This window comes from Glaciimonas sp. GNP009 (genome assembly GCF_054343755.1).
In genome coordinates, this window is record NZ_JBTGUV010000004.1 from 3,033,955 (window position 1) to 3,051,083 (window position 17,129).

The 17,129-nt window shown below is 47.6% G+C and carries 14 protein-coding genes; 11 read left to right on the forward strand and 3 right to left on the reverse strand.

Annotated features, from left to right (window positions below):
• The first annotated feature begins 1 nt into the window (after position 1).
• The 10 genes from ACXX82_RS14265 (at position 2) to cysM (ending at position 13,265) form a co-directional block, all read left to right on the forward strand.
• Positions 2-3,598, forward strand: a complete 3,597-nt coding sequence (locus ACXX82_RS14265) for a DEAD/DEAH box helicase (protein WP_458563129.1) — start codon at positions 2-4, stop codon at positions 3,596-3,598.
• A 167-nt stretch (positions 3,599-3,765) separates the two neighbouring features.
• Positions 3,766-4,446: a (d)CMP kinase gene (cmk, locus tag ACXX82_RS14270; protein WP_322235841.1), complete on the forward strand. Its 681-nt coding sequence runs from the start codon at positions 3,766-3,768 to the stop codon at positions 4,444-4,446.
• A gap of 424 nt (positions 4,447-4,870) precedes the next feature.
• Positions 4,871-6,586 (forward strand): 30S ribosomal protein S1, encoded by a 1,716-nt coding sequence (gene rpsA, locus ACXX82_RS14275; protein WP_205322108.1) that lies wholly within the window; start codon positions 4,871-4,873, stop codon positions 6,584-6,586.
• Between the two features lie 23 nt (positions 6,587-6,609).
• Positions 6,610-6,915 carry an integration host factor subunit beta gene (locus ACXX82_RS14280; RefSeq protein ID WP_168051627.1) on the forward strand — a complete coding sequence of 102 codons (306 nt, stop codon included), beginning with the start codon at positions 6,610-6,612 and terminating at the stop codon, positions 6,913-6,915.
• A gap of 334 nt (positions 6,916-7,249) precedes the next feature.
• Entirely contained in the window at positions 7,250-7,564 is a 315-nt protein-coding gene (locus ACXX82_RS14285; protein ID WP_322235845.1) for a LapA family protein, read from the forward strand.
• A gap of 230 nt (positions 7,565-7,794) precedes the next feature.
• Positions 7,795-8,970 (forward strand): lipopolysaccharide assembly protein LapB, encoded by a 1,176-nt coding sequence (gene lapB, locus ACXX82_RS14290; protein WP_322235847.1) that lies wholly within the window; start codon positions 7,795-7,797, stop codon positions 8,968-8,970.
• A gap of 208 nt (positions 8,971-9,178) precedes the next feature.
• Positions 9,179-10,561 (forward strand): UDP-glucose dehydrogenase family protein, encoded by a 1,383-nt coding sequence (locus tag ACXX82_RS14295; RefSeq protein WP_458563130.1) that lies wholly within the window; start codon positions 9,179-9,181, stop codon positions 10,559-10,561.
• An 11-nt stretch (positions 10,562-10,572) separates the two neighbouring features.
• On the forward strand, positions 10,573-11,538 hold the full coding sequence (gene rfaE1 / locus ACXX82_RS14300) for a D-glycero-beta-D-manno-heptose-7-phosphate kinase (protein ID WP_458563131.1): 966 nt from the start codon (positions 10,573-10,575) through the stop codon (positions 11,536-11,538).
• Between the two features lie 122 nt (positions 11,539-11,660).
• Complete coding sequence (locus ACXX82_RS14305) at positions 11,661-12,002, forward strand: ComEA family DNA-binding protein (protein WP_323505768.1); 342 nt, start codon at positions 11,661-11,663, stop codon at positions 12,000-12,002.
• Positions 12,003-12,362: 360 nt separating this feature from the next.
• The gene (cysM, locus tag ACXX82_RS14310; protein WP_458563132.1) at positions 12,363-13,265 is read left to right on the forward strand and encodes a cysteine synthase CysM; all 903 of its coding nucleotides are present in this window, start codon (positions 12,363-12,365) and stop codon (positions 13,263-13,265) included.
• A 102-nt stretch (positions 13,266-13,367) separates the two neighbouring features.
• On the opposite strand, the gene ACXX82_RS14315 is transcribed toward cysM, so the two are convergent.
• On the reverse strand, positions 13,368-13,700 hold the full coding sequence (locus tag ACXX82_RS14315; protein ID WP_322235856.1) for a hypothetical protein: 333 nt from the start codon (positions 13,698-13,700) through the stop codon (positions 13,368-13,370).
• A gap of 718 nt (positions 13,701-14,418) precedes the next feature.
• The gene (locus ACXX82_RS14320; protein ID WP_458563133.1) at positions 14,419-14,988 is read right to left on the reverse strand and encodes a DUF1415 domain-containing protein; all 570 of its coding nucleotides are present in this window, start codon (positions 14,986-14,988) and stop codon (positions 14,419-14,421) included.
• Positions 14,989-15,253: 265 nt separating this feature from the next.
• Between ACXX82_RS14320 and ACXX82_RS14325 the strand changes: the two genes are divergently transcribed.
• Positions 15,254-15,790 (forward strand): YaeQ family protein, encoded by a 537-nt coding sequence (locus ACXX82_RS14325; RefSeq protein WP_322235861.1) that lies wholly within the window; start codon positions 15,254-15,256, stop codon positions 15,788-15,790.
• 171 nt (positions 15,791-15,961) lie between these two features.
• Here the strand turns inward: ACXX82_RS14325 and mltB are convergent, their stop codons facing one another.
• Positions 15,962-17,116 (reverse strand): lytic murein transglycosylase B, encoded by a 1,155-nt coding sequence (gene mltB / locus ACXX82_RS14330; RefSeq protein ID WP_458563134.1) that lies wholly within the window; start codon positions 17,114-17,116, stop codon positions 15,962-15,964.
• Between the last annotated feature and the right edge of the window lie 13 nt (positions 17,117-17,129).

The window sequence follows — 17,129 nt, forward strand, 5'->3', positions numbered from 1 at the left end:
CATGCTGACTATTCCTTTTGCTATAGAAGATATCGCCAGATCGGTCTCGGACGCGACCATCGCACGTGCTCAGGAATACGTCCAGCAGCAACGCGTAATGGTCCTTGATGACGACGGCCGAAATGGCCTGACGAGTCGCGTGCGAGGAAGTCGGAGCAATACATACGATCAAAAAATCACACTCGCTGACAACGGCGGAAGGCTCAATGTCGAGGGCATTTGTTCCTGCCCCGTAGGCTATAACTGCAAACACGTTGCAGCGGCGTTGATCGAGTATTTGGAACGTGTCAAACCGTCGACTAGCGTAGCGTCAAATCACGCCAACAGCCAAACAAAATCGGGTGCGCAACTGCCACGCGTGATTGGAAACTGGTTGCAACGGGTAGAGGAAGAGTTGGTTGTCAAGCCGATGGCGATCTCGATGCATCGTGCGGCCGTATCATCCGATTATCAAATTGTTTTTGCGCTCGTGCCGACACAAAATGGTAAGCAGGTTCTGCTCTATCTATGCAAAGCAAGGCTGCGAAAAGATGGCCGCTTCAGTGCGATCAAACCGCTTGGCGACAACTATAATTTCTACAATGCAATCCGTGATTTTTTGCCCGAGATTGATCAAGATACGGTGAGTTTATTTATCGCCCTGGTCAGCCGAAAAAATCAAGGTACGCCGTACTATCAATCTCAAGTTCAGCAAAACAATTGTGAGCTAACCGGAAAACTGGGCGCGCAATTATTGCGGTTGTTATTAGAACAGAAGAGTTTGATGTGGGCCAATTCCTCAACCGACTTAAGTAAAGGACAGGCGCATTTTCTATCATTGTCAGAGGCACGCGATGCGACTCTGGAATGGAGTGAGCAGCGCCAGCAAGAGTCCCTGGATGAGCCGCGTGAAGCGCCTCATACAAAATGGGCGCGGCCTCTCGGTCAATCTAGCAAGGCCGCAATCGAGGCGCCGCGAGAGGTGTTTAAACTGGTTTGGCAATTTGTGTCAAATGTATCGGACAGCACGGATTCTAACGCTGGACATGGTGAGACAATTGATTATGTTTTACCGACCGCACCGCCTTGGTACATCGATAATCTGTCTTGCGGCGAACTGAGGTTGCCTTCAGTTTTTCATCATATTGCGGAAGAGGATTTGATTAATTTGGTCGCGCAAGCGCCGCTGATTGACGCCGGCAACAAGCGGCAAGTCGCACAATTATTACTCAGCCAGGGTATCAGTGATGTGATCCCGATGCCGGTCGATATTCCCTTTTCTGTGCTGGAGGCAATACCGCCGCAGCCGATATTGGTATTGGACAGTGTGTCTGATGATAACGGGGCGATACACGATTTTGCGCAACTATTTTTTTCCTACGATGGCGCGATTGTCACGACGGAATTTAGTCCCATATTTCAGCGCAATAGTCCAAAGGGCGTTGAAAAGATTTTGCGTAATCAGAGTCTGGAAAATGCAGCTATTCAAACATTACTGGATGTGAAGCTGCGTGAGGTCAGTGACGATAATCATTTTCTGATGCGCCGTAATCCTCCTTTCGTGATGCAAAGCGAAGCAGCATGGCTACACTTTGCTAAACAAGATTTGCCTGCGTTAATTGCGGCTGGCTGGAAGATAGATAAATCACCTGACTATCGTTTTGATGTCGCTGAAATTGAGGATTGGTACGCTGATATCAATGATGCGAATCATCGGGAAACACGAGAAGATGATGGGCAAGACGGCGATATGCAAGGCAGTCACACGCCCGAAGTGGATGCCGATCCGGCTGGCAATCCATGGTTTGATCTGGCGTTGGGCATAGTCGTCAAGGGAGAGCGTGTTTCTCTGTTGCCACTGTTAATTGATTTGATCCGGCAAGCGCCGGATGACTTTAATCAGCGCGCTTTGGCGCAACGCCCTGATGATGAAGAGTTTTTGATGCAACTGGAAAGCGGACTACGTGTAGCGTTACCGTGGGGTCGCATCAAACCTATTTTGAGTACTTTAGGTGAGTTGTATTTTACCGATAGAGTAGGCGATTCTGTCCGTCTTTCAGTGCTCGATGCAGCACGTCTGGCGGAGTTGGAAGGTCATGCCGAGTTACGCTGGATGGGTGGAGATCGTTTGCGTCAGGTCGGCAAAAAACTCAACAGTTTTGGCGGCGTTCAGCAAGTGGCGGTGCCGGATGGTTTGCAGGCGACCTTGCGCGATTACCAGCGCGAAGGTTTGTCCTGGATGCAGTTTTTGCGCGAATATGATTTTGCGGGTATTTTGGCTGACGATATGGGCTTGGGCAAAACCATTCAGACACTTGCACATATTTTGATCGAAAAAAATGCGGGTCGATTGACATCGCCTGCGCTAGTTGTCGCGCCCACCAGTCTGATGTCGAATTGGCAGGAAGAGGCAGAACGCTTTGCGCCAGGATTGAAAGTCCTGGTATTGCAGGGAAAACAGCGGCTGGCCTATTTCGATCAAATCAATGACGTCGATATCGTGCTGACTACTTATGCACTGTTGCCGCGCGACGAAGAGCGTTTACGTGCATATCAGTATCATTTGTTGATTTTGGACGAGGCGCATTATATAAAAAATCCGCGTTCGAAAGCGGCACAAAGTTTAAGTCTGTTGAAAGCACGGCATCGGCTATGCTTGACTGGAACGCCACTTGAAAATCACTTAGGTGAACTGTGGTCGCAGTTCCATTTCTTGTTGCCGGGTTTGTTGGGATCAGAAAAAGACTTCAATCGAGATTTCCGTACGCCGATAGAAAAATACGCTGACGATAGTCGAAGAGCGCTGCTGGTACGACGAATCAAGCCATTTTTGTTGCGCCGAACCAAGGATGCCGTGGCGAGCGAATTGCCGCCCAAAACGGAAATGGTGCGGCATGTCGAACTCTCCGGTCCGCAACGTGATCTATACGAGACGGTGCGGCTGGCGATGGATAAAAAAGTCCGTGCAGCAATTGAGAGCAAAGGCGTGGCCGGTAGTCACATCATTATTTTGGAGGCATTGCTTAAACTGCGGCAGGCATGCTGCGATCCACGGTTGGTAAAGACGTCGACCGACGAAAGTGCCCGATCAACGCATGTTCCTTCCGCTAAGTTGCTAGAGTTAATGGAGATGGTGGACGAGTTGCGTCAGGAGGATCGGCGAATTTTGATCTTCTCTCAATTTACCAGCATGCTGGCACTGATCGCTGAAGCGCTGACCGCCGCAAACGTTAGCTACGCATTACTTACAGGCGAGACAAAAGATCGTGGCGCTATAGTGCGGTCCTTCCAAGACGGTGACGTGCCGGTTTTTCTGATTAGTCTGAAGGCCGGTGGCGTGGGTTTGAATTTAACCGCAGCCGATACAGTTATCCATTACGATCCATGGTGGAATCCGGCGGCTGAACTGCAAGCAACCGACCGCGCCTGGCGAATTGGCCAGGATAAACCGGTATTTGTATACAAGCTCATTGCTAAAGGCACGGTAGAAGAAAAAATTCAGGCCTTACAAGGCAAGAAAGCAGCGTTGGCTGAAGCCATCCTTGGTACCACCGGTGAAGCGCTAAATGTGAAACTGACAGCGGAAGATTTGCAAGCCATCTTTGAGCCGTTGGTTTGAACTACGGTTGCGACAGTGGCGATTGCGCTGGTTTTTGTTTACGCGATATTTTTCGATAGGATTCCCTAATAACGTTGCATGCGCGACAATCTGATGTTGTACGTCGTTTTTTATATTAAGAGCTGCGACAACCCCCATTTTCCTATTTGTTAACAATTTGACTCTTCATGCCTAATTCTCAGACACCCGTCATTACTATTGACGGACCAACCGCTTCAGGAAAAGGGACGGTGGCACAAAAAGTAGCACAGCGCCTGGGCTTTCATTACCTTGACTCAGGTGCGTTGTATCGCCTCACCGCGCTGTCAGCGATACGCCGAAATACGGCCCTTAATGACGAGCATGCGCTTGCAAAGGTAGCTGAGCATTTGAACTGCCAATTCGATGGCGCGCACATATTTTTATCTAAAGAAGATGTTACTGAGGCCATTCGAGTAGAAAAAGTTGGTAACACTGCATCAAAAATCGCTGCGTTGATGCCAGTCAGGCAAGCCCTTTACGGATTACAACTGGGCTTCCACAAGGCACCAGGCCTGGTCGCGGACGGTCGGGACATGGGATCGGTGATTTTTCCGCATGCTGTGCTGAAGGTATTTCTGACAGCGAGTGTTGCAGCCAGAGCGCAAAGACGTTACAAGCAATTGATTGACAAGGGAATTTCTGCTAATATGCAAGACCTCACAAATGATTTGAGTGAGCGTGATGACCGTGATACCCATCGCAGTTCTGCGCCACTTAAAGCTGCTGAAGGGGCATTTCTTCTGGATACTTCGGAACTCACCGCGGAACAAGCGGTTGAGCAAGTACTTGGTTGGTATGCGTCAGTGAAGCCAGTCATCAAGCTGTAATGTGTTGCTGGTTGTGTGGCTGAGCGGATGGTGCGGCAATATGTTGGTTGCCTTGCACGCATTACTTAAGGATTATTTAAGAATGACGTCAGCATCAACCTCAATCGCTTTTGATTTTTATCGCGATGCCTTGGCAATATTGCAATATCTGATGAGTAAAGCGTCAAAAAACATTAAAAGTAGCGCCTGTTAAATAAACATTCGACACATGTCGAACGCTATTTAAACCGGTGGCATCACAATATTTGTTCAGTAGATGTTGTTTAATTCGTTGTACCTAGCTGTTCGATCCGTCGCAAAGTTGGATCGGACATTTAAAAACCTAACCCTTTATTGATCGTATTCTGGTTGTTGTGCTTATCTAAGAGTTTATTATTTAGGTTGTTTGAATGCGTCGCAATACTGGCAAAACTAGTCAAATCCTATGTCAATCACTGTTCTGTCCTCTACCTCTGGCGAAGCGAGTGCTTTCGCCGCACTATTTGAAGAATCGCTGTCACGTCAAGACATGCGTTCTGGTGAAGTGATTTCTGCTGAAGTCGTTCGTCTTGATCATAACTTCGTTATTGTCAACGCCGGCCTGAAGTCAGAAGCGTTCATTCCAATTGAAGAATTTAAAAATGACCTCGGCGAACTCGAAGTAAACGTTGGTGATTTCATCTCCGTTGCTATTGAATCGCTGGAAAACGGTTTCGGCGACACAATCCTGTCGCGTGACAAAGCTAAACGTCTGGCATCTTGGCTCTCGCTTGAAAAAGCGATGGAGTCTGGCGAGATCGTCACTGGTACTGTCAATGGCAAAGTTAAGGGCGGTCTGACTGTTCTGACAAACGGCATTCGTGCTTTCTTGCCGGGTTCGCTGGTCGATACGCGTCCTGTTAAAGACACGACGCCTTTCGAAGGCAAGACCATGGAATTCAAGGTCATCAAGCTAGATCGTAAGCGTAATAACGTTGTGTTGTCACGTCGCGCTGTAATCGAAGCATCGATGGGCGAAGAGCGTCAAAAACTGATGGAAACGCTGAAAGAAGGCACCATCGTTAATGGCGTAGTCAAAAATATCACTGACTATGGCGCATTCGTGGATCTGGGCGGTATCGATGGTCTGTTGCATATCACTGATTTGGCATGGCGTCGTGTGCGTCACCCATCAGAAGTGTTGACAGTCGGTCAAGAGATCACTGCTAAGGTTCTGAAATACGATCAAGAGAAAAACCGTGTCTCGTTGGGTGTCAAGCAATTGGGCGACGATCCTTGGACCGGTTTGTCACGTCGTTATCCACAACACACACGTCTGTTCGGTAAAGTCACTAACCTGACTGACTATGGCGCATTCGTTGAAGTCGAGCAAGGTATCGAAGGTCTGGTTCACGTTTCAGAAATGGACTGGACTAACAAGAACGTGGCACCGAACAAAGTCGTTCAATTGGGCGATGAAGTTGAAGTCATGGTTCTGGAAATCGACGAAGACCGTCGTCGTATCAGCCTGGGTATGAAGCAATGTAAAGCTAACCCTTGGGACGATTTTGCGATCACCCACAAGAAGGGCGATAAAGTCCGTGGCGCGATCAAATCGATCACTGACTTCGGCGTGTTCATCGGCCTGGCCGGTAACATCGATGGCTTGGTTCACCTGTCGGATCTGTCATGGACAGAAACTGGCGAAGAAGCAGTCCGTCGCTTTAAAAAGGGTGACGAGCTGGAAGCCATCGTATTGGCTATTGACGTTGAGCGCGAGCGTGTTTCTCTGGGCGTCAAGCAATTGGAAGGCGATCCATTCAACAACTTCGCAGCAATGAACGACAAGGGTTCACTGGTAACTGGTACGGTTAAGTCGGTTGAGCCTAAAGGTGCTGTGATTCAATTGTCTGAAGAAGTTGAAGGCTACTTGCGCGCTTCCGAAATCTCCCGCGATCGCGTGGAAGATGCCGGTACTCACCTGAAAGTTGGCGATGTGTTGGAGACAATGGTCATCAACGTTGATCGTAAAGCACGTGGTATTCAGCTTTCGATCAAAGCAAAAGACAATGTTGAAACACAAGAAGCAATGCAGAAGATGTCTACTACAGACTCTAACGCTGCTTCCGGTACAACAAGTCTGGGTGCGTTGTTGAAAGCTAAATTCGACAACAAGAACTAAGAAATAGTTAAGCGAGCACGCTAATGACAAAGTCGGAGCTGATTGCCCGCTTGGCCGAGCGTTATCCGCAGCTGGTTGCTAAGGATGCGGATTACGCGGTCAAAACGATACTTGATGCAATGGGCGATGCTTTATCGACAGGTCAGCGCATTGAGATTCGTGGTTTTGGCAGTTTTGCGCTAAACCGCAGACCGCCGCGGATTGGTCGCAACCCGAAATCAGGGGACAAGGTAATGGTGCCGGAAAAGCGGGTGCCACACTTCAAGCCTGGTAAAGAGTTGCGTGAACGAGTCGATGCTATGGTCGGGCAACCAATCAAAGAAGACTAAGTTGTGCGTACGAAATAAAAACGGCATCTTCGGATGCCGTTTTTTTTCACGTACAATTTCAGTTATTTACGTAATTGTGTATGTGATCGGGTATTTGGCGTCATAACTGATCTATATAAATTAATCTATATTAATTGATTGATATAAATTGATTGGTATATACAGTTGAGTTACGTATGTTGGGAACATCAGAACACGCCGGAGGTGCTCTGATCGTTGTAAAGTTGTGCATTGGGTTTATCGGAGCAGGTATAAAAGCGATGAACGGGCAGCACGCCAGTTTGTCTGACGCAGAGGCAATGCTGTCTTTACATCACCAATCAGGAACCGCATTATGAAAATTATTTCCCGAGTTATTGCAATTTTATTATTCTTGGTTTTCTTTGGTTTCGCATTGAAGAATACACAGGAAGTGACACTCGAATTCCTCCTAAATTACCAAATCCGTGGTCCACTAGTTTTAATCCTCTTAGGCTTCTTCGGTTCTGGTGCAATTCTAGGTGTATTGGCAATGGCGCCAGCTGTGTTCCGCCACCGTCGCAGCGCCTCCAAATCCCAAAAAGCACTTGCATCGATGCAGCGGGAGCGTGAAGCCCAGCGGCTCGCGAGCGCAGAAGCACCGCCACCGGACAGTATCCGGAATAGTTAATGCCGTGCAACATCGCATGTGGAATCGTCAGCTTCTATAAAAGGCTAGTGCGTATCATGTGCGATGTGCGAGTGCATTAATGTGTCAGCAAAACGGAGCGCAAAAGTCGAGAGTGTAAATAGTTAACAAACTTTCTATTGAACGAACTGGCGCCATAGTTCTCCCCCGAACTATTACCGATCTTTTAGCGATCTATTAATCGTCACACTATATGCAGATAATACGTCCGTATGGAATTTGAAACCTGGTGGTTGTTGGGTATCCCAATCTTTTTTGGTTTGGGTTGGATCGCCGCACGCGTGGATATCAACCAATTGATATCCGAGTCGCGCAGCCTGCCGCGCGGCTATTTTAAAGGGTTGAATTTTTTATTGAATGAGCAGCCCGATAAAGCGATTGATGCTTTTATTGAAATTGTAAAACTTGATCCTGAGACTGCAGAATTACATTTTGCACTTGGCAATTTATTTCGTCGTCGAGGTGAAACCGAACGCGCTATTCGCGTGCATCAGAATTTACTTGCTCGCCCCGATTTGGAGCAGGAACATCGGTTCCATGCACAATATGAATTGGGTCAGGATTACCTGAAGGCCGGCTTGTTGGATCGTGCCGAAGAAAGCTTCAATTTATTGATCGGGTCCACGTACGGTGCTCAAGCTGGACGCGCATTACTCGAAATTTATCAACGTGAAAAAGAATGGCAGCGAGCGATTGAAGCTGCACAAGCATTGCAAGAAGCCGGTGCTGGCGGACGTCAAAAAGAGATCGCCCAGTTTTACTGTGAGTTGGCTCAGGACGCGTTGGTTGATGGCCATCCTGACGATGCCAAGGTATTGTTGGACAAAGCGTTAGCTAACGATCGTAATAGCGTCCGAGCGACAATGTTGTTGGGTGATGTTTATCTGGCAAAAGACGATGCTGAGGCCGCGTTAGTGGCCTGGCGTCGGGTTGAGCAGCAGAGTGTGCCGCACGTCGCGCTGGTTGCTCAGCGACTAATGGATGGTTATCGTACCGTTGGTCGTCCTCACGAAGGTGTCAATTTGTTACGCTCTTATTTGGCAGAAGCATCCTCGATCGATCTGTTGGAAGTGGTGTTTAAGGCCGTGCTTGAATTGGATGGCGTTGAAGCGACAAATAGTCTGGTGAGTGATGAACTGCGCCGTACTCCGACACTGCTAGGCCTCGATAAGCTGCTAGAGGCACGGCTCATGATCGCTGCACCAGAAATGCATTCAGAGCTCTCTGTAGTTAAAAATCTGGTGCACGGTTATACCCAGAAACTGGCGCGTTATCAGTGCAGTCATTGCGGTTTTAAGGCGCGTCAATTTTATTGGCAATGCCCAGGTTGCAGTCGCTGGGAAACCTATCCGCCGCGTCGTACTGAAGAATTGAATGTGATGAATTAAATGCAATATATTAAGATTGGGTTTCATATTTTCACTATCTAACGACGACGCTAAAGAATGCGGAAGATAGGTTATGACGCTGCAACGCAGCAACCAAGTATCGGGGTATATTTAGCGGCGTTCGAAGTGACGGTCGATAGGTCACGGGTAGTTAACCTTCAATCGTATTTTTACGGTTGAAATACAGTAAAGCGCAATACGGAAAAATATGAAAATAACAATTATCGGAACCGGTTATGTTGGTTTGGTCACGGGCGCTTGCCTAGCTGAACTTGGCAATGACGTTTTTTGTCTTGATTTGGACGAAAAGAAAATCGCTATCTTAAATAGCGGTGGCATCCCAATACACGAACCAGGTTTAGCCGAAATCGTTGGTCGCAATCGGGCGAACGGTCGCTTACGGTTTTCGACTGATATTGCCGCCAGCGTTGCCCATGGTCAGATTCAATTTATTGCAGTTGGTACGCCGCCTGATGAAGATGGTTCGGCCGACTTACAATATGTGCTGGCAGCTGCGCGTAATATCGGTAAATACATGATTGATTTCAAGGTGATTGTTGATAAGTCGACGGTGCCGGTCGGTACCGCAGACAGAGTTACTGCCGCGATTCGGGCTGAGCTGGCGAACCGGGCACCAGGCGATGCAGGTATGAAATTCTCCGTAGTATCCAATCCGGAGTTTTTGAAAGAAGGCGCTGCGGTGGACGATTTTATGCGTCCGGACCGTATCGTGATTGGCTGTGATGATGGTGCCGACGGCAAGACTGCTCATGCATTAATGACGCAGCTTTACGCACCGTTTAATCGGAATCACGAGCGCACGTACTGGATGGATGTGCGTTCTGCCGAGTTCACTAAATATGCTGCGAACGCAATGCTGGCAACTCGCATTTCATTCATGAATGAATTGGCCAATCTTGCAGATAAAGTCGGTGCTGATATTGAAGCTGTGCGTCATGGTATCGGGTCAGACCCGCGTATCGGACATAGCTTTTTGTATGCCGGTTGCGGTTACGGAGGATCGTGCTTTCCTAAGGATGTACAAGCGTTGGAACGTACTGCACGCGGTTACGATCAAGAGTTGTTGATTCTGCGGGCAGTAGAACAAGTTAATAATAATCAAAAACACGTGCTGGGAAATAAAATCGTTGACCGTTTTGGCAGCGATTTGACTGGTAAACACTTTGCATTATGGGGTTTGGCATTCAAACCTAATACAGACGACATGCGCGAAGCATCATCGCGTGTTTTGTTGAGTGAGTTACTGGGCCGCGGCGCGTCGGTAGCAGTGCATGATCCGGTTGCCATGGTGGAAGCCAAACGTGTCCTTGAGTTGGACTTTGCTGCCACACCGGAGTTATTGGAGCGACTACATTTCTGCGAAAACCAAATGGCAGCCTTACAGGACGCGGATGCACTGGTCATCGTTACTGAGTGGAAAACATATCGTAGCCCTGATTTTCATCAGGTTCGCACGTATTTGAAGGCACCGGTGATTTTTGATGGACGTAATTTATACGAGCCAACAGTGATGAGCGAGATCGGTTTCGAGTATTACGGCATTGGTCGCTCGGTACTGGCGCGTAAGTGAGGGCAACCAGTATGAAAGCCAATCAGAAAGTGGAAGTCTCACAAGTTTCACAAGTGGTTCCTGCTTCGTTTGAAAGCGTTCAAATATTGGTGGTCGGCGATGTCATGCTAGATCGCTATTGGTTTGGCGAAGTAAGCCGGATTTCACCAGAAGCGCCGGTACCGATAGTACGCGTTGAAAAGCGTGAAGAGCGCTTAGGTGGCGCGGCTAACGTTGCCCGTAATATCTCTACGCTTGGCGGTGGTGCCGGTTTGCTTGGTGTGGTTGGCCAAGACGAGGCGGGCGACGTTGTGGATAGCCTGTTGACTGAGTTAGGGATCAATAGCTTCCTGACGCGCGACCCGGCCATTTCGACCATCATCAAGTTGCGTGTGATTGGGCGTCAGCAGCAGTTGCTGCGGATCGATTTTGAAGAACCGCCAACCGACACTGTTTTGCGCGATAAATTGACTCGTTTCAACACATTATTGCCGCAATATGGTGTGATCGTTTTATCGGATTACGCTAAAGGGAGCTTGGTCAATGTCGCTGATATGATCGCAGCCGCCAAGGATGCGGGGAAATGTATTCTCGTTGATCCCAAAGGAGACGATTTTTCACGGTATGCGGGCGCTACGATATTGACCCCGAATAAATCTGAATTGATGCGGATTGTCGGTACCTGGAAAAGCGAAGAAGAACTCACCACGAAGGCACAAAACCTACGTCAATCGCTAGCACTGGAAGCACTTTTGGTGACGCGGTCAGAAGAGGGAATGACCTTGTATACGGATCACCAAGTGGTTCATTTTCCGACCATGGCGCGTGAAGTGTTCGATGTCTCCGGTGCAGGTGATACGGTGATTGCGACGATGGCGGTCATGATGGGTGCGGGTTTTCCGATTGCTGAGGCGGTGGCTCTGGCAAATCGTGCTGGCGGTATTGTGGTTGGTAAGCTCGGGACTGCAACGGTCACGCATAAAGAACTGTTCCCATAAGCCAAGTCCTAGAGTGTGATGAGAATGGCCGTTTTTAACAACAACGGCTTCCTATAATGAGCACGGCGTATTTACGTCAGGTTCATTAAATGAACTCATCACACTAAAAGAAAGAGGACTGCATGCTAAAAAAATTATTCCAGATCACGGCAATGTCAATTGTCACCATGAGTATGGCATTCGCGCAAGTTGACGTGAATAAGGCCGATAAGGCTGCGCTTGATAGTGTGAAGGGCGTAGGATCATCGACGTCTAAACGCATTCTTGACGAACGTACCAAAGGTGGCAACTTTAAAGATTGGCCTGATTTTGAAAAGCGGGTTAAAGGGATTGGCGGCAAAAGTGCTGTTAAATTGTCGACGGCTGGATTACAAGTCAATGGTCAATCGAAATCGAATGTCCCAGCAAAACCTGGAGTGAAAGCCGAGCCCAAAAAAGAAGCGGTTAAAGTACCTGTCAAATAGTAGAAAAGAATTTGGCGACATGGTGTCGTATTAATTAATTGTATTGCTCATCTTTTGAAAGCTCCTTGGAAATAAGGAGCTTTTTTATTTTTTTGCGATCAAATTGACCGTGATGAATAGCTTTTAATTAATCGCTTCTGACATCATAAACGTGACTTGGTGATGGCTTGAACTTAGCTGACCCATTAGCGTAATTAGCGAGTCACTTAGTGGTGCATTGAACAATGCAACTAGGGGCCCATTTCACGCGAATAGTAACGGCTTCTGAATCGTATTCGTATTTGATTTGGTCGTACTGCATACGCACAATAAAGTCTCATATTAGAATAGGTCTTTTGCCTCTTCTGCTAAGCGTAAACTATGCCCTATCTCACTATCGAAGACACAATCGGAAACACGCCGCTGGTTCAGCTAAAGCGCATTTCAGCCGACATTACCGCCCAGCGTAACAATATTATCCTCGGCAAGTTAGAGGGAAATAATCCAGCCGGCTCAGTCAAGGATAGAGCTGCGCTGTCGATGATTAAACGCGCCGAAGCACGCGGTGACATAAAGCCAGGCGATACTCTGATTGAAGCGACTAGTGGCAATACTGGCATTGCCTTAGCAATGGTAGCGACAATGCGCGGTTACAAAATGGTGTTGTTAATGCCAGAAAATTTGAGCGAAGAACGTCGCCAAAGTATGGCTGCGTACGGTGCCAAAATCATATTAACGCCTAAGACAGGCGGTATGGAGTACGCGCGCGATCTGGCGCAAAAAATGGAAAAAGATGGTGAGGGCTTGATTTTGGACCAGTTTGCTAACCCGGATAACGCGTTGGCGCATTACGAAACCACAGGCCCTGAAATATGGCGTGATACCGGCGGAAAAATTACCCATTTCGTCAGCGCGATGGGGACCACCGGCACAATCATGGGTGTATCTCGATACCTGAAGGAGCAAAATCACGCCATACAGATTATCGGTGCACAGCCGGAAGAGGGGTCACAGATTCCAGGCATCAGAAAATGGCCGGAAGCATATATGCCGAAAATTTACGATCATGCACGCGTAGATCAAATTGAGTCGGTTAGTCAATCTGCAGCCGAGCACATGGCACGTAGACTAGCAAGTGAAGAGGGTATCTTTTGCGGGATATCCGCGGCAGGCGCCTGCGAAGTAGCGTTGCGTATTTCTCAACAAGTAGAAAATGCAACAATCGTGTTCATCGTCTGCGATCGCGGGGATCGATACTTATCAACGGGTGTTTTCCCTGCGTAGCTGTTATGAGTGCATATTACATTAGTGCGCTTGCAATCTTGTAATGTTGCAAGCGCACTAAACCAAACCAGATAACAAACGCAGGGCGTAGCGACGACCACATTACTTTTGTTGTTCTGCCTCGATTTTATCTTTTGGCTTAAATTGTTTGTCGCTGATACGGAATTTTTCACGACGATCACCCATCAAGGCGCGTAGTTCACTAATAGTGAGGCTGCTAACTTCATGCATACGAATCAACAATGAAGCGCCGACCGGCAGGCGGTGGTGGCGAATCTTGCTAATTACGGGTGGAGCAACTTCTAACGCACGTGACAAGGCGGCATCATTTTTCAGATGTAACTTATCTATGAGAGAGTCAAGCAAATGGTTTGGGTCGTAAGACACTTGCTCATCCAATTTGTTGCTTTTTGGCGCTTCTAATGAGGTATTCATAGTTCGATAGATTCCATTTATTCTGATGTTGAATAGGGAAGGTTTGCGCTAAGTATGTCGAAATATTGCGCGGCTGTAACCTTCAGCTTATTGGCGAAGTTGCAAGTAGCTTTATTTTATACCGATTCTATGTATTTTTTGTCAAAAAGAAACACTTTAAAACAATTCAAAATAGCGGTAGTAAAAAAACAACAAAATTGGATTTTAATAACTTACTTTGAACTCTAACAACTTCTAGCAGGTTGGATGATGATTTCTAGTAAAAAGTTGCAAAAACTTAATTTTATTTTTTGCTCAATGATTTATAGTGCTTTTCCGTCACTTTATTCTTCTTAAAGTATTTTGACAACATCTTTAAATTCTGCAGTTTCCTTCCAAATTTGACACCTTTTACCTCGCTTTGTGTTGACGGCTCAGGCTTCAATGCCCGATCTTTATCGATTGTGAATTCTTGCGTGTGTTTGTGTTTCAGGGGATGGCTTGCTTTCACCGCATTTTAAAAAACTCTGTTGGGCGACATGAGCACATGGATCCCAACTGGAAATATTACATGCTTGCTTTAACGCTTATCCATGGCAAATACGATGAACGCGACATACCGATTGATTTTGCGTTTATGTCGACTGAAAAAAGGAAAATCCTGTGGTCCTTTGATTGGTGATGTGCAATTTTCAAAGCGAAAAATGTTGCTGTGATAGATATTCTTCCAGATATTATTTCAGGATTTCTTTTCTTCCAAGGTAGCTGCGACGTCTAGTTTCCCCCAGCCTAAAATACCCAAGTCCTCCATGGTTTGCAGATTTTTTTCAAAAATCTCAGCAGCTTCAGGGAACGCTTCTATCGCATTATCTAGACTTGCTTCGCGCAATAAATGCAGCGTCGGATAAGGCGAGCGATTGGTGTAGTTGGCGATGTCTTCCGGTTCTGTGCCGGCGAACTGATAATCAGGATGAAAACTGGCTATTTGAATTTCACCTTCGAGATCGAGGGTTTGAAGCAGGGCATCAGCGTCGTCCAGAAAATCGTTGTAGTCCAAAAAATCTTGTAATACGTGAGGGTGAATTAATAGCGTTGTATCAATTAAAGCCGGATCTGCCTGAAATAGAAAATCCAGTTCAGTTTGTAGGTCAGTGTGCAGGTCTGCAACATTTTGCGCACCGCTGACGACGAAGCGAATTTGATTTTTGACATATACCGCCTTGGCGAAAGGGCACAAATTCAGGCCAATTACGGCGCGCTCAACCCAGTGTTTAGTATCGGAAATGACTTGCTCAGTGAATTGGGGCATGGTGATTAATAATAAAATGAATAAAAAATCAGCACTTTGGGCGCAAATTTGCCCATCTGAAGTGCAAAGCGTAGAAGTGATTAAAGAGCAATGGGCGGCGCACAAAAGCCATTTGCCTAAAAAAGCACACTATATATCGTCCACAAAAAAACAAAACGGGTTATTCTTCCGGTCGCGAACCGACCACTGCGCACGCAAGGCGCGTATGTTGGGGTTTGTGTTGTCATGTTGATCCACGCAACCACCACCAATAAAGCTCCGTATCATGGCCCTTAAAGCAACTATTTTTAAAGTCGATCTGCAAATTGCGGATATGGACCGTCACTATTATCAAGAGCATGCGCTTACTATCGCCCGACATCCATCGGAAACCGACGAACGGATGATGGTGCGTGTGTTAGCTTTTGCGCGTCACGCTTCTGAAGCTCTGGTTTTTAGTAAAGGATTATGGGATGTTGATGAGCCGGATATCTGGGAGAAAGACCTGACCGGTGCCATCAATTTGTGGGTTGAGGTTGGGCAGCCGGACGAAAAGCGTATTTTGAAAGCTTGTGGGCGTGCAGGGCAGGTGGTGGTTTACTGTTACAGCAGCACCAGTCATATCTGGTGGGCGCAAATAAGTAATAAAGTGGCGCGTGCCCGTAACCTGACTGTCATCAATCTGCCTGCTGGTACGAGTATCGCGTTGAGCAAACAGGCTCAGCGCAATATGCAATTGCAATGCACTATTCAAGACGGTCAAATCTGGATGAACGCCAACGACGAAACGGTTCAGGTAGATTTAACGACCCTTCAGGGTTAACTTTCAGTCGCTGGGCTTCTGCTGTCTGGTATCTGACTAGCGTGTATTGGGCGTAGCAAAGAAATCGATTATCCTGATGGCGATTTTTTCTCTCTGATCGCGCAGTAGATATCAGCAATCATAGAGCATTGTTTTGCCACGATGGACCACCGTGGCAGCCAAAGCAGGGAACTAACGGCCTGCACGTGCCGCACTAACTGAGCGCCCCAAATCAATCACCGACATAGCGTAAAAGAAACTGCGGTTATATTTGGTAATGGCGAAGAAATTATCCGTGCCAAGCCAATGTTCGGTCGGTGCGTTGCCATTTTGCAGGTCGACCAGACCAAAGCGCATATTGCTGCCGCCAGCCAGCGCTGCTTTTGACATCACGCCCGCGGCCGTCAATTCATCCAGAGAAAATTTTGCTTCCAGACCTTGTCCGATAAACGCTTGCCAGCGGTTTTCGCTACTGGTATCGGTCGCCACGGTTGCCGGAAAAACGATCGGCTCGCCCGTTTTCCAGCCGTGCACCTGCAAGTAATGGGCGACACTTCCAATGGCGTCAATCGGCGAGTTGCGCAGGTCAATTTTTCCGTTTCCATCAAAATCGACTCCGTATTGACGAATGCTACTAGGCATAAATTGTGGCCAGCCGATGGCACCAGCGTACGAACCTAACAGCGAAAAGGGATCGATATTCGACTCACGGGCAAACAGCAACGTGTTTTCTAATTCTTTACGGAAAAATGCCATACGCGCGTCGCGGGTTGGTGTGTTTGGATAGTCGAATGCCAATGTGGTAATCGCATCCATTACGCGAAAATTGCCAGTATTTCGGCCATAGACGGTTTCAACGCCAATGATACCGACAATGATTTCAGCTGGAACACCGTACTGAGCTTCCGCGCGAGCAAGCGCATCACTGTAGGTATCCCAGAATTTGACGCCAGCTTTAATACGGATTGGCTCAACGAAACGTGCGCGATACGCGACCCAGTTTTTAGGCTTGCCCGGAGGACCTGGTTTCATTAACTGGATTGCGCTATCGACTAAACGTGTTTTGTTAAACACGGCTTCTAATTCTGCGCGGGTAAAACCGTTCCTGGCGACCATTTGATCAATGAAAGCAGAGACAGTTTTCCATTGTCCGAAATTGGTGAACTCATTATCGTCACCAGTAGCCGGCGCAATGCCTGAGTCCACTAATCTTGGCGGCGGCATCGTAGCGGCGACACTATTCGGGAGATTGCCCGACGTAGCGGTTGGAGTTGCAGGAGCGCCCGCATTGAGGGGACTTGATGGCTTGGTTATTGGCGGATTTACGGCGCAGGCAGCAGTTAACATTGCGATCGCCAAC

Excerpts from the sequence above, each read along its gene's own strand:
- ACXX82_RS14265 (WP_458563129.1), top strand. The coding sequence starts at position 2 with ATGCTGACTATTCCTTTTGCTATAGAAGATATCGCCAGATCGGTCTCG.
- cmk (WP_322235841.1), top strand. The coding sequence starts at position 3,766 with ATGCCTAATTCTCAGACACCCGTCATTACTATTGACGGACCAACCGCT.
- rpsA (WP_205322108.1), top strand. The coding sequence starts at position 4,871 with ATGTCAATCACTGTTCTGTCCTCTACCTCTGGCGAAGCGAGTGCTTTC.
- ACXX82_RS14280 (WP_168051627.1), top strand. The coding sequence starts at position 6,610 with ATGACAAAGTCGGAGCTGATTGCCCGCTTGGCCGAGCGTTATCCGCAG.
- ACXX82_RS14285 (WP_322235845.1), top strand. The coding sequence starts at position 7,250 with ATGAAAATTATTTCCCGAGTTATTGCAATTTTATTATTCTTGGTTTTC.
- lapB (WP_322235847.1), top strand. The coding sequence starts at position 7,795 with ATGGAATTTGAAACCTGGTGGTTGTTGGGTATCCCAATCTTTTTTGGT.
- ACXX82_RS14295 (WP_458563130.1), top strand. The coding sequence starts at position 9,179 with ATGAAAATAACAATTATCGGAACCGGTTATGTTGGTTTGGTCACGGGC.
- rfaE1 (WP_458563131.1), top strand. The coding sequence starts at position 10,573 with ATGAAAGCCAATCAGAAAGTGGAAGTCTCACAAGTTTCACAAGTGGTT.
- ACXX82_RS14305 (WP_323505768.1), top strand. The coding sequence starts at position 11,661 with ATGCTAAAAAAATTATTCCAGATCACGGCAATGTCAATTGTCACCATG.
- cysM (WP_458563132.1), top strand. The coding sequence starts at position 12,363 with ATGCCCTATCTCACTATCGAAGACACAATCGGAAACACGCCGCTGGTT.
- ACXX82_RS14315 (WP_322235856.1), bottom strand. The coding sequence starts at position 13,700 with ATGAATACCTCATTAGAAGCGCCAAAAAGCAACAAATTGGATGAGCAA.
- ACXX82_RS14320 (WP_458563133.1), bottom strand. The coding sequence starts at position 14,988 with ATGCCCCAATTCACTGAGCAAGTCATTTCCGATACTAAACACTGGGTT.
- ACXX82_RS14325 (WP_322235861.1), top strand. The coding sequence starts at position 15,254 with ATGGCCCTTAAAGCAACTATTTTTAAAGTCGATCTGCAAATTGCGGAT.
- mltB (WP_458563134.1), bottom strand. The coding sequence starts at position 17,116 with ATGTTAACTGCTGCCTGCGCCGTAAATCCGCCAATAACCAAGCCATCA.